At 48.4% G+C, this 13981-nt stretch carries 16 protein-coding genes; 9 read left to right on the forward strand and 7 right to left on the reverse strand.

Annotated features, from left to right (window positions below; genetic code table 11):
* Positions 1 to 68 precede the first annotated feature (68 nt).
* Positions 69 to 284 (reverse strand): DUF1128 domain-containing protein, encoded by a 216-nt coding sequence (locus tag JNUCC21_RS04005; protein WP_003155571.1) that lies wholly within the window; start codon positions 282 to 284, stop codon positions 69 to 71.
* Between the two features lie 155 nt (positions 285 to 439).
* On the opposite strand from JNUCC21_RS04005, the gene JNUCC21_RS04010 reads away from it, so the two are divergent.
* Genes JNUCC21_RS04010 through JNUCC21_RS04020 form a run of 3 tightly spaced genes read left to right on the forward strand, consistent with a single transcriptional unit; the run spans position 440 to position 2104 of the window.
* On the forward strand, positions 440 to 913 hold the full coding sequence (locus JNUCC21_RS04010) for a low molecular weight protein-tyrosine-phosphatase (RefSeq protein WP_012117078.1): 474 nt from the start codon (positions 440 to 442) through the stop codon (positions 911 to 913).
* A gap of 13 nt (positions 914 to 926) precedes the next feature.
* The gene (locus JNUCC21_RS04015; RefSeq protein WP_052827179.1) at positions 927 to 1253 is read left to right on the forward strand and encodes a hypothetical protein; all 327 of its coding nucleotides are present in this window, start codon (positions 927 to 929) and stop codon (positions 1251 to 1253) included.
* Between the two features lie 11 nt (positions 1254 to 1264).
* Complete coding sequence (locus tag JNUCC21_RS04020) at positions 1265 to 2104, forward strand: YihY family inner membrane protein (RefSeq protein ID WP_007408509.1); 840 nt, start codon at positions 1265 to 1267, stop codon at positions 2102 to 2104.
* Positions 2105 to 2290: 186 nt separating this feature from the next.
* On the opposite strand, the gene JNUCC21_RS04025 is transcribed toward JNUCC21_RS04020, so the two are convergent.
* Positions 2291 to 3469 carry an MFS transporter gene (locus JNUCC21_RS04025; RefSeq protein WP_025284425.1) on the reverse strand — a complete coding sequence of 393 codons (1179 nt, stop codon included), beginning with the start codon at positions 3467 to 3469 and terminating at the stop codon, positions 2291 to 2293.
* A 158-nt stretch (positions 3470 to 3627) separates the two neighbouring features.
* Between JNUCC21_RS04025 and cax the strand changes: the two genes are divergently transcribed.
* Positions 3628 to 4683, forward strand: coding sequence for a calcium/proton exchanger (cax, locus tag JNUCC21_RS04030; protein ID WP_007408511.1), 1056 nt, complete (start codon positions 3628 to 3630; stop codon positions 4681 to 4683).
* A gap of 70 nt (positions 4684 to 4753) precedes the next feature.
* Positions 4754 to 5548 carry a YfkD famly protein gene (locus JNUCC21_RS04035; RefSeq protein ID WP_094031586.1) on the forward strand — a complete coding sequence of 265 codons (795 nt, stop codon included), beginning with the start codon at positions 4754 to 4756 and terminating at the stop codon, positions 5546 to 5548.
* A 28-nt stretch (positions 5549 to 5576) separates the two neighbouring features.
* Here JNUCC21_RS04035 and JNUCC21_RS04040 read toward each other — a convergent pair whose 3' ends face one another.
* Both JNUCC21_RS04040 and yfkAB read right to left on the reverse strand, forming a co-directional pair.
* Entirely contained in the window at positions 5577 to 6410 is an 834-nt protein-coding gene (locus JNUCC21_RS04040) for a mechanosensitive ion channel family protein (protein ID WP_007408513.1), read from the reverse strand.
* A 6-nt stretch (positions 6411 to 6416) separates the two neighbouring features.
* Positions 6417 to 7538 (reverse strand): radical SAM/CxCxxxxC motif protein YfkAB, encoded by a 1122-nt coding sequence (gene yfkAB, locus JNUCC21_RS04045; protein WP_014417201.1) that lies wholly within the window; start codon positions 7536 to 7538, stop codon positions 6417 to 6419.
* A 146-nt stretch (positions 7539 to 7684) separates the two neighbouring features.
* Here yfkAB and JNUCC21_RS04050 point away from each other — a divergent pair, with 146 nt between their 5' ends.
* Entirely contained in the window at positions 7685 to 7870 is a 186-nt protein-coding gene (locus tag JNUCC21_RS04050) for an SE1561 family protein (RefSeq protein WP_003155558.1), read from the forward strand.
* A gap of 100 nt (positions 7871 to 7970) precedes the next feature.
* Positions 7971 to 8762 (forward strand): delta-lactam-biosynthetic de-N-acetylase, encoded by a 792-nt coding sequence (gene pdaA / locus JNUCC21_RS04055; RefSeq protein ID WP_003155556.1) that lies wholly within the window; start codon positions 7971 to 7973, stop codon positions 8760 to 8762.
* Between the two features lie 34 nt (positions 8763 to 8796).
* Here the strand turns inward: pdaA and JNUCC21_RS04060 are convergent, their stop codons facing one another.
* The 3 genes from JNUCC21_RS04060 to corA all read right to left on the reverse strand — a co-directional run bounded on the left by JNUCC21_RS04060 (position 8797) and on the right by corA (position 11378).
* Complete coding sequence (locus JNUCC21_RS04060; protein ID WP_015417037.1) at positions 8797 to 9657, reverse strand: NAD(P)-dependent oxidoreductase; 861 nt, start codon at positions 9655 to 9657, stop codon at positions 8797 to 8799.
* 50 nt (positions 9658 to 9707) lie between these two features.
* Entirely contained in the window at positions 9708 to 10355 is a 648-nt protein-coding gene (locus JNUCC21_RS04065; RefSeq protein WP_015239402.1) for a hypothetical protein, read from the reverse strand.
* A 63-nt stretch (positions 10356 to 10418) separates the two neighbouring features.
* Positions 10419 to 11378 carry a magnesium/cobalt transporter CorA gene (gene corA / locus JNUCC21_RS04070; RefSeq protein WP_007408518.1) on the reverse strand — a complete coding sequence of 320 codons (960 nt, stop codon included), beginning with the start codon at positions 11376 to 11378 and terminating at the stop codon, positions 10419 to 10421.
* A 106-nt stretch (positions 11379 to 11484) separates the two neighbouring features.
* Here corA and JNUCC21_RS04075 point away from each other — a divergent pair, with 106 nt between their 5' ends.
* Both JNUCC21_RS04075 and rlmD read left to right on the forward strand, forming a co-directional pair.
* Positions 11485 to 12348: a DNA-3-methyladenine glycosylase gene (locus tag JNUCC21_RS04075; RefSeq protein WP_369878579.1), complete on the forward strand. Its 864-nt coding sequence runs from the start codon at positions 11485 to 11487 to the stop codon at positions 12346 to 12348.
* A gap of 134 nt (positions 12349 to 12482) precedes the next feature.
* Complete coding sequence (gene rlmD, locus JNUCC21_RS04080) at positions 12483 to 13883, forward strand: 23S rRNA (uracil(1939)-C(5))-methyltransferase RlmD (protein WP_007408520.1); 1401 nt, start codon at positions 12483 to 12485, stop codon at positions 13881 to 13883.
* The last annotated feature ends 98 nt before the right edge of the window (positions 13884 to 13981 follow it).

Below are 13981 nucleotides of genomic sequence, written 5' to 3' on the forward strand. Positions count from 1 at the left end.
GAACTTTTATTTTTCACTTTTTTAAATCAAAAAAAGACCCGCCGTTTTTCGGCAGGTCTGACATGGGTTTATTTTCTGAGAGAGGCGAGCTCCTCGGCAATGGCCTGCATTTCACTCGGGCTGAATGATGCTTTTTTCATGACCATTTGATGAAGGTATGTAAGATCTTCTATTTTTTCATCACTGAAATCTTCCGCTCTGATGACGCCGACATTGAGCATGTTGAGCTTTTGCGAAATGTCTTCAATCATTTTGTTTAACGTTTCTGTTTGTTGGCTCGGCAAATTCATGCATCCTTTCATGACCGTTTTCGTACCCTTTATTCTAACAGAATTCATTTAGAATAAAAGCTTATTTCCACAGCCGCAGAAAAGTTGCTAAGATGATGATAAGGTTTTTGATCCTCAAAATGCGGGGAAAGAATAGGGAGGTTATCGATATGATACATGTGCTGTTTGTCTGTCTGGGAAATATTTGCCGGTCGCCTATGGCAGAGGCGGTATTTTCTGATATGGTGAAGAAAAACGGGCTGAACGGGCAGATTAACATTGATTCAGCGGGAATCGGCGCCTGGCATGCGGGAAATCCGCCGCATGAAGGGACGAAGGAGATCCTGAAGAAGAAAGGGATCAGCGCAAGCGGCATCACGGCGAGGCAGGTGCGTGAGTCTGATCTGACCGATTTTGATTACGTCATTGCGATGGATGCAGAAAATATCGGACATCTGCGCAGCATGGCCGGTTATAAAAAAGCGGCGCCGCGTATTGCAAGGCTGCTTGATTATGTACCGGAGTCGGACCTTGCGGACGTGCCCGATCCGTATTATACCGGGAATTTCAGCGAGGTGTACGCTTTGGTCGAGTCCGGGTGCCGTCATTTGCTGGAGACAATAAAGAAAGATCATCATTTATAAGGGGGATTGACCGATGAAGCAGACACGCATCATGGCAAAAGCGATTCTGATCGGCGCTGCCGCCGGCGGAGCACTGTCCTTATTACATAAGCCGACGAGAGAGGCATGTTTCCGGAACATGGACGCGTGCAGGCAGCGTGCGGCATTTTACCGAAAACATCCTGAAGCCCTGAAACAGCAGGCTTCTGCAAAACTGGATCAAGTGAAAATCATCGCCAATACCGTATCGGAAGATCTGAGTTTTTTAAACGGGCAGATCACCAAGCTGAAGCAGACGACGCCGCAGGTCATTGACCTGTTAAAAGAAACGAAGGAGCATTTTTCGAAAAACGATCATTGAGGTGGGATGTCATGAGTTTTATAAAGGAGCTGTTTGCAAGGTTTTCTCTCCATGAAGGACAAAGTAAATCGGCGGAGCTGGCGTATTTTTTCCTGCTGTCATTGTTTCCGTTGATGATTTTCATGCTGACGCTCACCGCCTATCTTCCCATATCGGCAGAAGACGTGCTCGGGGCGGTCGATCAATACGCGCCCGACAGCGCCATGTCCATGGTGAAATCCATAACGGAGCAAACGCTGAACAAGCGCAGCGGCGGACTTTTGTCATTCGGGATTATCGCCGTCATCTGGTCGGCTTCGAATGGTATGAACGCGATTGTCAGAGCATTTAACCATGCCTACGAAGTCGAGGAAAACCGCTCATTTATCATCATTCGCCTGACCTCAATTTTTTTAACCATCGCGATGGTGGTTACGATTTTAATCGCACTGCTTCTGCCGGTGTTCGGCAGAGAAATCGGAATGCTGGCCGCAGATTTCATCGGCGCCTCCGGCCTGTTTTTGCAGGTGTGGTCGGTTGTCCGCTGGGGGATCAGTCCGCTTATCCTTTTAATCGTGTTTACCGCGCTTTACATTTTCGCGCCGAATAAAAGGCTTTCCCTCCGTTTTGTGCTGCCGGGAGCCGTATTTGCGGCAGCCGGCTGGATTATCGTCAGTATGCTGTTCTCATTTTACGTCGGCACCTTTGCCAACTACAGCGCCACATACGGGAGCATCGGGGGAATTATCGTCCTTATGATCTGGTTTTACCTTACGGGAACACTGCTGATTTTAGGAGGAGAAATCAACGCGCTTTTACATAAACGTAAAAAGCTTCCTGATGAAAATCCGTACCGCGGGAGCAAGCTATAGAGGAACGGAGACGTTCAAGCTGAAAAACGGAGGGGAATCGATTATGACCAAGCATACGAAAAAAGGCGGAAGCCATAATAAACAAAACTCCAAAAACGGCCCGAAGAATAAAACAAGCGGAAGCGCTAACGGGCAGAACGGATACCACTAGAAAGCAGCCGCCTGACTTAGATCAGGCGGCTTTTTTTATGAGGCCGGAAAAGAATGGGATTCGGATGCGGGACTGTGCTTTGTTTTCCCGAAGACGAGCGCAAGCCAAATACAGACCAGAATCACCGTAATAAAGTAAAACAAATTGGCGCTTTCAAACCGTTGCATATACCAGCCGCCCGCCACCGGGCCGATCATGCTGCCGAGGCTGAAGGAAATGCCGCAGAGCAGATTGCCCGCCGGCAGCAGATGGGACGGCAGCAGGTCGCTCATATAGCTGATGCCGAGGGAAAACATACTGCCGACCGCCATTCCCGCCGTGAAAAAGCAGCAGCCGATGACAGAAGGCGACGGAAACAGTCCGGCCGTCAAAAAGCAAAGGGCACCCGTTAATAAGATGACGAGCAGGACACGTTTTCTCCCGAATCGATCGCTTAATAAACCGAGAGGGAACTGGAATACAATACTTCCGATGGCAAAAGCGGGCAATATCAGCGCGACGGCATCGACGGATATGCCTAAGCGCAGGGCGTACACGGGAAAGCTTCCGTTCAGCGCCGTTTCTAAAAAACCGTACCCGAAAGCCGGGAGAAAAGCGACCCAGCCGAAAAGAAGGGCGCGGTAAAAACGTTTTGCGCTGTTGTCCCCGGATGTTTCATCCGGACCTTGCGCCGGGTACTCGTTACGTAAGACAAATACAAACAGCCAGGCGGCAAGACTGATACAGCCGGATACGATAAACGGAAGGGACGGACTTGTTTTCACAAGAGGGACCATGAACGGGCCGACAGCGAATCCGAGCCCGAAGGACAGTCCGTACAGCGAAATGTTTCTTCCTCTGTTTCGGGGCGTTGACTTTGACGTCACCCACGTTTGGGTTGAAAAATGCAGCATATGATCCCCGATTCCGATAAGCAGCCGAAGAAAAAACCATAACCATATGGATTGAAGCCAAATAAAACTGAATAAGCTGATGATAACAAGAAATCCGCCCATGACCATCAGAGGTTTGAATCCGAGCTTGCGCAGCGGGGCCTCCATAAACGGCGACGCCAGAAGCACGCCGATATAAAGGCCGGTTGCGTGAAGTCCGTTTATAGCGGCTGATTCCCCGTTCGTTTCAAAAATGACGGAGATCACCGGCAGAAGCATGCCTTGGGAAAATCCGGAGATGGAAACAAGCAGAACCAAAATAAAGAAGTACAGTCGTGACATCGCGTATTTCTCCTTCTTCAGTATCTTTCTTGATCGTACACGGATTTGCTGCGTCCGGCAACCTGAAAATGCCAATTCGGGCTGCCGCGGAAGTGTAATTGAGGGAGTTTTTGAGAAGGATATAAGAAGACTCATTCGAAAAAAGGAGCCAGGCAGATATGAATCGGATTTTTTTCTTTACGGCTGCGGCGGGAGTGCCGCTTTCAGTCATCGGCGGCCTGATGCACTGGCCGTCAGCGGTTTTGTTTATTATTTATTGCTTGACGATTATTGCGCTTGCAAGTTATATGGGGAGAGCGACTGAATCTCTTGCCATTATCGCGGGACCGCGGATCGGCGGTCTGCTGAATGCCACGTTCGGCAATGCGGTAGAGCTGATTATATCGCTTTTCGCCTTAAAAGAAGGGCTGACGGGCATCGTTCTTGCTTCACTGACCGGTTCGGTGCTCGGCAATCTTCTGCTCGTCGCGGGACTGTCGTTTTTTATCGGCGGTTTGAAATACAAGCGGCAGGAATTCAATATTCATGATGCACGGCATAATTCTGGCCTGCTGATTTTTGCCATTATCGTTGCTTTTGTCATTCCCGAAGTGTTTTCCATGGATATGGGGGAAAAAAACAAGCTTGATTTGAGTGTCGGCATCAGCATCATCATGATCCTTTTGTACGTGGCAGCTCTTTATTTCAAGCTCGTCACCCACCGCGGTGTTTATCAGCCGAATCAGCCGGAGGCAAAGGAAGAAGAGGAGCAGCCTGAGTGGTCGGGGAAAAGAGCGACAGCCGTCTTATTTATTTCAACCATTATCGTCGCCTACATATCTGAAAACCTTGTCCATACGTTTCATGCGGTGGCTGAACAGTTCGGCTGGAGCGAGCTGTTTATCGGAGTGATTATCGTCGCAATCGTCGGAAATGCCGCAGAGCATGCGTCGGCGATTATTATGGCGTACAAAGACAAGATGGATGTCGCCGTTGAAATCGCGGTAGGCTCGACTTTGCAGATCGCCATGTTTGTGGCTCCGGTTCTTGTGATCTGTTCCATCTTTTTTCCGGTCAATATGCCGCTTGTATTCACATTGCCCGAGCTTGTCGCGATGATCTCATCCGTCCTTTTGATGACGATGATTTCAAATGACGGTGATTCGAACTGGTTTGAAGGGGCTACGCTCCTTGCCGCTTATGTCATTATGGCGATCGGTTTTTTCCTGCTTTAACCTGTAAAAAATGCGGATAACAACGATTGCGGAGGAAAAGACTAAAGGAAAATGCTATAGAAAGAGTGATATGATGAGAAAGCTGTTTCATGCCACACTGATTCTGCTGTTATCCTTTAGTTTTTTCGCAACGCCGTCTGCCGGTGCAAAAAAACCGTTTAAAGTTCCCAACTCTGTCGTAAGCATTTCAAAGGAAAATACGTATCCGAATGCTTCTCAGGACCAGCCGATGCTTCAGCCGAGCAAACTGGCGAAGGAATTGTTAGATACATCAGAGATCAACATCGAAAATCCGCATCTGATAAAGATGCTGAATGAATCCTCGGTTTCCGGTTCCCCGCTTGCCATCGGATACCGGGCGACAATATTTCTCGGGAAATGGGCGCTCGGCTATCAGTCGAACGAAACGGTCGCCAACTGGGAATATAAAAAAATCAACACAAACAGAGCGGATAACCGGGGCGGACAGCAAACCGCGGTTATCTCATACGCCCAAGAACAGCAATACAAAATCAAAGGCGGGCTCACAGCGAAGGTGCCGAACGCAGAAGACGTAAAAAGCATGATGATGCAAAAAGCGATGAAGAAAACAAAACTGCCGCTCGCGTTTGAAACGGTTATCGGCGCAGGCACAAAACGCGATCAAACCTACAAAATTTCTCCGCAGCGGCTCGGCTACCTGCATGCCTACGCTCCGGCCGTTAATGAAAAAGGAAAAGTAACATACGGTGAAGTGTATTTGGTGCTGAAAGGCAGCAAGCGGAAACTTGTCGTCAAAAATGTGACTTCGCAAGGAATCGGGGCTTGGATTCCGGTGCAGGATCACGTCACATTCGGTTTTCAAATGACAGCGCAGCCGAGATAAATAAAAAAAGCTGATTCCGGTTCGGGAATCAGCTTTTTTGTGTGTGATACATTTCCTCGAGCAATTGCACATTGTTGTTGTACAGCTCCCGGGCAAGAACGCGTCTCACCGCAAGGCTCGCCGAGAAGTATTCTGTGTCTTGAACCATGCCTTTTACTGTAAATTCAATGCCTCTGGTTAATTTGTTCAGACTCATAATTCCATGCACTTGAAACGGCTCCGTCGCATTGAGAAATTCATCCCGCTTCAGTGAATCGCGAAGCTCATCATTGAGCATGTCGCAGGCTTTTTCTAACACGGCATATACCCGCTCGGGATCTTCCTTGTAACTGATCACGACGGACTCGGTAATCCGCATAAAATCAATGTTATAGTTTTGAAGCTGTCTGACCTCACCGTTAGATATGGTAAGCAGCTTGCCGGTCCACTCACGGATCTGGAGGGAACGGAGTCCGATTTCTTCGACTGTGCCGTTGAACAGATTGTTAATCGTCACGTAATCACCTTTATGAAGCTGGCGTTCGTATATTAAAAAGACACCGGCCAATATGTCCTTGATTAACGACTGGGCGCCGAAACCGATGACGATACCGGCAACACCCGCCCCGGCTAAAATTCGGCCGAAATCATGAACGAATAAAGAAATGACGTAAAAGATAAAACCGATCGTCGCCGTATACTGGGTGATGGATCGGACGAGGCTTTCAATCGTTTTCCCTTTCCGTTCCTCCAAGAAATCCGTGCGTTTAAATAACACCTGGACAAAGCGGTTGATCAGAAAAACACCGGCGTAAAGCACGAGAGCGACGATGATGATCTCAACCACTTTGCTTTTCAAAATGTCCGTAATTGTCGTTTCCATCTTTTGTTAACCTCTGGCTTTTCGTAATGAAAAATCTGTGTCCTGATAATAACTGTTTTTGACAAGGACGTTCGGGCCGAGGCACCGGACGTTTGTGCAGCGGCAGTTCAGCTCTTTGCTCAGCTTCGTCTGTCTCCACTTGTCATATGCTTCGGGAAGGCTGTCTGTTTTAATATTGCCGAGCGGCGGTGTATCGCCGAAATCCGTGACAATGATATTTCCGTCAAAAATGTTGACATTCAGGCGGGAGCGGCCGTCAGGGTCGTTTCGCACCGTAACGTTTTTCGCTTCCCGCAGGCGGCGGAGGAGCTTCTGGTCTTCTTCATCAGGGCTGCATGCGTAAAACGGGAGCGTACCGAACAGCATCCATGTCTCTTCATCGCGAATGTCGAGCAGATGATGAATGGCCTGTCTCATGTCCTTCAGACTGAGTGATTCAAGCGCGCTGGCGAAATCACTCGGATACATCGGATGGACTTCGTGCCGCTGGCATTTCATTTCTTCGGTAATTTGCCGATGAATATGTTCAATATGCGGCAGCGTCCGTTTGTTCAGCATCGTTTCCGCTGAAACCATTACGCCTGCTTCGACCAGCGTGCGGCTGTTTTCAATCATTTTGTCAAAATAGCGCGCCCGCTGTTCAAATGTCGGTTTCTTCTCCATCATCGCAAATCCGATGTCGGCAAAGTCCTCGACCGTTCCCCAGTTGTGAGAAATGTGAAGGACGTCCAAATAAGGAATAATCCGTTCGTAGCGCCCGATATCAAGCGTCAGGTTTGAATTGATCTGTGTGCGCACGCCGCGTTCATGGGCATATTTCAAAAGCGGGACGACGTATTCCTTTACCGATTTCAGCGAAAGCATCGGTTCGCCGCCCGTAATGCTGATAGAGCGTAACAGAGGAATTTCATCAAGCCGCTTTAATAAAAGGTCGATCGGCAGCGCATTCGGGTCTTTCGGCTGGAGCGTGTACCCGACGGCGCAGTGCTCGCATCTCATATTGCACAAAGTCGTCGTTGTGAATTCAACGTTCGTCAGTTTCATATCTCCATACTGGTCGACATCCATGTACGCTTCCCAAGGATCGTACTCCGGTGTGATCGGACGCAGTGTTGTGTTTTGTGTCATGACTATCTAACTCCTTTATAAATGGGGCATACTAACGTCTGCCAACTGTTAATTTTAGACCTGATCTGCCAAGATCGCAAGTAGCGGAACCATTGAAAAACGGCAAAAAATACGCTACCATTATAAAAAATGAATGGAGTGGAAGTATGGGGAATGCAGTAAACAGCAAAGATCAGCAGCTCGATTACCTGAAGAACAGACTCGATATGTTTATGAATGTCATTGATTCCTTAGACCCTGAATCAACGGATGTTGAAGATATAGACCGGCTCATCGGCATGCTTGATGATCTGGAAGCAAAATACGAACGCTTTAAAAAGGATTGGGAATAAACCCCGGCGGATGCCGGGGTTTTTCTTTTTCCATAATGCGGCTGTATAAAAGAGCAGAGCCTACTGCAAAATAAGGAAAAATGCAGAAGGAGTGCTGGTCATGAAATGGTTTTGTTCAATTTGCTGCATGGCCGTTTTACTTGCGGGAGGCATCAACAGTGCAGAAGCCGTGCCGAATGAACGGATAAACTGGGGATTTAAACGCAGCGTCAATCATCAGCCGCCGGATGCCGGCAGACAGCTGGACAATCTGGTTAAAAAATATGATGCCTTTTATTTGGGCAATACGAAAGAAAAGACCATCTATTTAACATTTGATAACGGATATGAAAATGGGTACACCCCGAAAGTGCTTGATGTGTTAAAAAAACATCACGTCACGGGCACTTTTTTTGTCACAGGTCATTTTGTGAAAGAGCAGCCTGATTTGATTAAACGGATGTCAAAGGAAGGCCATATCATCGGCAATCATTCTTTTCATCATCCTGATCTGACGACAAAAACGGGCGATCAGATTCAAGACGAACTCGATTCAGTCACGGAAGCCGTGTACAACATTACCGGAAAGCGAGACAACCTGTATCTCCGTCCGCCGCGCGGCGTATTCAGCGAATATGTCCTGAAAGAGACGAAGCGCCTCGGCTACCAAACCGTTTTCTGGTCCGTCGCATTTGTCGACTGGAAGGTTAACGAGCAAAAAGGGAAACAATACGCCTATGATCACATGATAAAGCAGGCGCATCCCGGCGCGATCTACCTTCTTCACACCGTTTCAAAGGACAATTCAGAAGCTCTGGACGATGCCATTACCGATTTGAAAAAAGAAGGCTACACGTTTAAAAGCATTGATGACCTGATGTTTGAGAAAGAAATGAAGCTGCCGCGCCTGTAGAAAACACCTCTCCTGGTAATGGAGAGGTGTTTTGTTATTTCAGGCATTTAATCAAAGCGGCCCAATCCAGATCCCCGAAGCCTTGTGCGATCCCGCTTTCAAAATGGCTCTTGGCCAGTTCGGCAAGAGGGAGTTTTGCGGAAACCTGTTCTGCGGCGGCGAGCGCCAGATTGGTATCCTTCAGCCCTAAAGACATTTTGAAACCGGCCGGCTCAAATTTCTCCTCAGCCATGATCGTGCCGTAATTTTGATAGACGGGAGAGCCAAAGAGCGCGCCGGCGATTTCTAAAAATTGTTTTTGTTCTAACCCGTACTTCTCCATCATTAAGAACGATTCAGATAACGCCTCAAGCATGGACACCAGCAAGAAATTGACGCTGATTTTCGCGGCATTGGCCGTTTTTGTTTCTTCACCAGTGTCAAATACTTGCTGACTCAGGATGTTAAGCAGCGGTTCGGCCTTTTTCTTCGCTTCCGCCGGTCCGGCTGTGATGATGCGAAGCTCGGCCTTCTCGGCGGCATCGGGGCGGCCGAGGACGGGAGCGGCAATAAAGGACTGCCCTCTGCCCGAATGTGCGGCGGAAAGCTGTTCTGACAGCGCCGTACTGATCGTGCTCATTGAAATATGAATGCCGTTTTCAGATAACCCGGCAATAATGCCGCAAGCTCCGAAAGTCACGTCTGTTACGGCGTCATCGTCTGACAGCATGGACAGCACGATGTCGGCATGTTCAGCTGCCTGTCGGGGCGTTTCGGCATATTCTGCCCCTTTATCCAGCAGGTCAGCCGCTTTTTCTTTCGTCCGGTTATATACAGTCAGACTGTATCCGGCTTTCATGATATTTTCGGCGATGGGGCGGCCCATATTGCCGAGTCCGACGATGGCGATCTTCATTTCACAGTCCCTCCAATGAAAAGTTTTCCACCATTATACATGCAAAATGGTTAATCTGCTGTGTACAGGATTGCCACTTTCAGTTCAGGTTCTGAAGACCATCCGGAGTCTGAGGCGGCTTTCCCCTTATAAAATCCGGTAAATCGGGTTTTGATGATTGTTTTTGAACGGGGTTTTACAGTGAACGTTTTTGATTTGAATGTGACGTCCTTTATGTTTTCTGATAAATCCGGGGTGACAGAAATGGTTTGTTCCCCTTTTCCGTAATGATTGATATAAAGCGTGCAGCTCATGCCCGCTCTTTTTCGCTCAACCAGATGACTGCATTCGCTGCGGTGCTTCAAATACTCGACAGCCTCTTTTTCGGGCGCGAACTGTTTTAAGGAAAAAACGGCATATTCGGTGGCAGGACTGATACCGGAAGCGGCCCCCATACTGAGAAAGATCAGAAACAGCCCCGCCGCGGGAAGCGTCCGCCTGAACGCGGCGGCACACCAGATTAACGCCGCAAAGTAAAGCACGACCCCGGGAATGACGGAGATATGGGCTCCATCTTCCGGCCAAGAGGAAAAGCCGAGTAACTCAAAGATGTAATCAGACACCGTACGGCCGTTATACAGCGGGGCAATGGACATGACACTGAAAGCCAGGAGGACAGAAGAAATGATTTTGTGAGAAAGGATGGTAACGGCGCACACCTCTTTACGTTTTTTTCCAGACTATCATGTTTTCTCAAAAAAAAGAACAGCCGGCAGCCGTTCTTACTTGAAAATATTAAACCAGCCTTTGCGGGCGAACCAAAACAGCATGGCGGCCACAAGAACGGCCATTACGCCCAAAACGATAAAATACCCGTATTTCCAATGAAGCTCAGGCATGTTATCGAAATTCATGCCGTAAACCCCTGCGATGAACGTCAGCGGGATAAAAATGGTCGAGACGATGGTTAATGTCATCATAATGGCGTTCATCCGGTTTGAATTCAGCGTCACATAGCTGTCCCGCAAATCTGACGTCATATCACGGTTTGACTCGATCAGCTCAGCCAGTTTTAACAGGTGGTCATAAATATCGCTGAAATACGCTTTCGTTTCACGGCTTTCTTTTACATGGTCAAGGCTCAAAATCCGGTACATTAAATCGCGCATCGGAATGATCGTCCGCCTCAGGTTCAAAAGATCAGTCCGCAATTCAAACACTTCATTCATTAAAGTGCCGTAAGATTTATGTGTTCTGCTGTCTTCAATTTCATTCAGCCGGTCTTCAATTTTGTACAGCACGGGGAAATATTCATCGACAAGCTGATCCATAATCATATAAGTGATGTGCCCGGGCCCTTTTTTGGCTAATCCCGGAGAAGCGAAAAACCGTTCTCTCACCTTTGAGACGCCGGGCGATTCGTGCAAATGGAAGCTGACGATGAAACGGTCGGACTGAAAAATGTCCACCTCTTCCATTTCCAGTGTGTCCGGGTTCAGAGCGTGGAGCACATAAAAACGGTAGCCGTCATAATGGTCGATTTTCGGCCGCTGCATATGCTGAAAGCAATCCTCGATCGCAAGCGGATGAAAGTGAAAATAATCACGCAGCAGCTCGGTTTCATGCATCTCAGCGCCGAAAAAATCAATCCAGTACCATGCGATGTCCGGTTGTTCTGTACGTGATAGGGGGATATTATCTAATATCTCATTATGTGTTGTGATTGCGGTTATATGTATCATAAACAACCCTCCGCCTGCCATTATATCATGCGGCGTTATGAAGAAAAGTATACGAATTGCCGCCCGGCCGCTTCATGATATACTTGGACAAAAAGGGGTGGAGCATATGTGGAAGGAAACGGTTTCGGTCACACCGCCGTATCATTTTGATAAAGTCCTTGAAAGGCTGTCGCTCGATCCGCTGAATGCGGTCGATCTTCATGCAAGATCAATCAAAGTGCCGCTCAGAACACGGGACGGCAAACTGTCCGTCATCACGGTTCAAGCGGAAGGCACCGCCGCAGACCCGGTCTTCCTCGTCAGCGGAGAAACGGACCGCGAGGAGATGATTGAACGGATCAAACACATTTTTCAGTGGGAGCAGCCGCTTCAGCCTGTGCTTGATCATTTCTCAAAAACAAATCTGTCGGCGCTTTTTGAGGAGCATGCGGGAACCCCGCTCGTCTTGGAATATGACGTCTACAACTGTCTCATGAAATGCATCATCCACCAGCAGCTCAACCTGTCCTTCGCTTTTACTTTAACGGAACGGTTCGTCCATGCCTTCGGTGAACAAAAAGACGGCGTCTGGTGCTATCCCGAGCCGAAAACGATCGCGGGGCTTGAGTATCAGGACTTGCGGGAGCTCCAGTTCAGCATGAGAAAAGCGGAATATGCGATTGACATTTCACGGATGATTGCAGAAGGAGCGCTCAATCTGGCGGAACTTAACCATTTGTCGGATGAAGACATTATGAAAAAGCTGATCACCATCAGAGGCATCGGCCCGTGGACCGTCCAAAACGTCCTCATGTTCGGCCTCGGCCGCCCGAATCTGTTTCCTTTGGCGGATATCGGCCTGCAAAACGCCGTCAAACGCCGCTTCGCCCTAGAGGATAAACCGTCAAAAGACGTGATGCTCCAGGTAAGCAGCGAATGGGCGCCGTATTTAAGCTATGCGTCCTTGTACTTGTGGAGAAGTATTGAATGATGAGGATTTTTGGAAACTTCCAGTGAAAAACATGAAGGAACCGCCGGCTGCATGTTATACTGAAAAGATGTGATATTTCAAAGCAGCCGTTTTCCCAGGAGAAAGGCTTTATATAGAAACGGAGAGAAAAAAACGTGAATCAACATCAAAAAAAGGCGCCTGCCGAATTGAAAATCGGACAGACATTTCCGCTGACCATCAAACGTCTCGGCATTAACGGAGAGGGCGTCGGCTATTTTAAGAAAAAAGTTGTCTTCGTTCCCGGCGCTCTGCCCGGTGAAGAAGTCGTTGCCGAAGCGACAAATGTGCAGCCGAAATTTTCAGAAGCACGCGTCAAAAAAATCCGCAAGCCGTCTGAACACCGCGTCACGCCGCCATGCCCGGTCTACGACCAGTGCGGCGGCTGTCAGCTTCAGCATCTGGCATACACCCAGCAGCTTCGCGAAAAACGCGACATCGTCATTCAGTCTCTGGAACGTCATACGAGATTCAATGTCGAAGAAATGAACATTAAAGATACGATCGGAATGGACAACCCTTGGAATTACCGGAACAAAAGCCAGTTTCAAGTCGGACGCTCGCAAAGCGGCAGCATCATTGCCGGCTTATACGGACTTGATTCCCATAAAATCGTTCCGATTAAGGAATGCATTGTCCAGCATCCGGCGACAAACAAAACAACGGGTATCGTCCGCCGTATTTTGGAAAAACACAACGTATCCGTTTATAACGAACGGACCAAAAAAGGCGATGTCCGCACCATCGTGACGAGAGTCGGTTTTGAAACAGGCGAAGTGCAGGTCGTGCTTGTCACCGCGAAAGAGACACTGCCGAATAAAGACGAGATCGTCAAAGCCATTCAGAACCGTCTGCCGGAAGTGAAATCGATTATTCAAAACGTCAACGGCGCGCGCACATCCGTCATTTTCGGTGACAAAACAAAAGCGCTGGCCGGAAGCCATGCCATTCAAGAAGTGCTCGGCGACGTGTCATTTGAACTGAGCGCCCGCGCCTTCTTCCAGCTCAACCCTGAGCAGACGGTCAAGCTGTATGACGAAGTGAAACAAGCGGCTCAGCTGACAGGAAAAGAAAAAGTCGTAGACGCGTATTGCGGCGTCGGTACGATCGGCATGTGGGTCTCAAGCGGCGCAAAAGAGATCCGCGGCATGGACGTCATTAAAGAATCAATTGACGATGCGAAGAAAAACGCCAAAAAACACGGCATCAAAAACGCGGCATATGTCACAGGAACAGCCGAACACTGGCTCCCGAAATGGACGAAAGAAGGCTTCCGTCCTGACGTGGTCATCGTCGACCCGCCGAGAACCGGCTGTGACAGAACATTTTTAGATACCATCAAAAAAGTAAAACCGAAACGCTTCGTCTACGTATCCTGCAATCCTTCCACACTGGCGAAAGACTTGCAGACGCTGTCGAAGGACTATCGTGTCGAATATATTCAGCCTGTTGATATGTTTCCGCAGACGGCTCATGTGGAAGCCGTGGCGAAGCTTGTATTAAAATCGTCTAACTAAAATAAACAATTTGTAATCAGACCTGGATTTCGGTAAATTAAACAATTCCGATTTCCGGGTTTTTTCATGTTTTGCCCTTGTCCTATCTGTCTTTTGTC

It is taken from the genome of Bacillus sp. JNUCC-21, from assembly GCF_041222765.1.
GTDB classification, from domain to species: Bacteria; Bacillota; Bacilli; order Bacillales; family Bacillaceae; genus Bacillus; species Bacillus velezensis.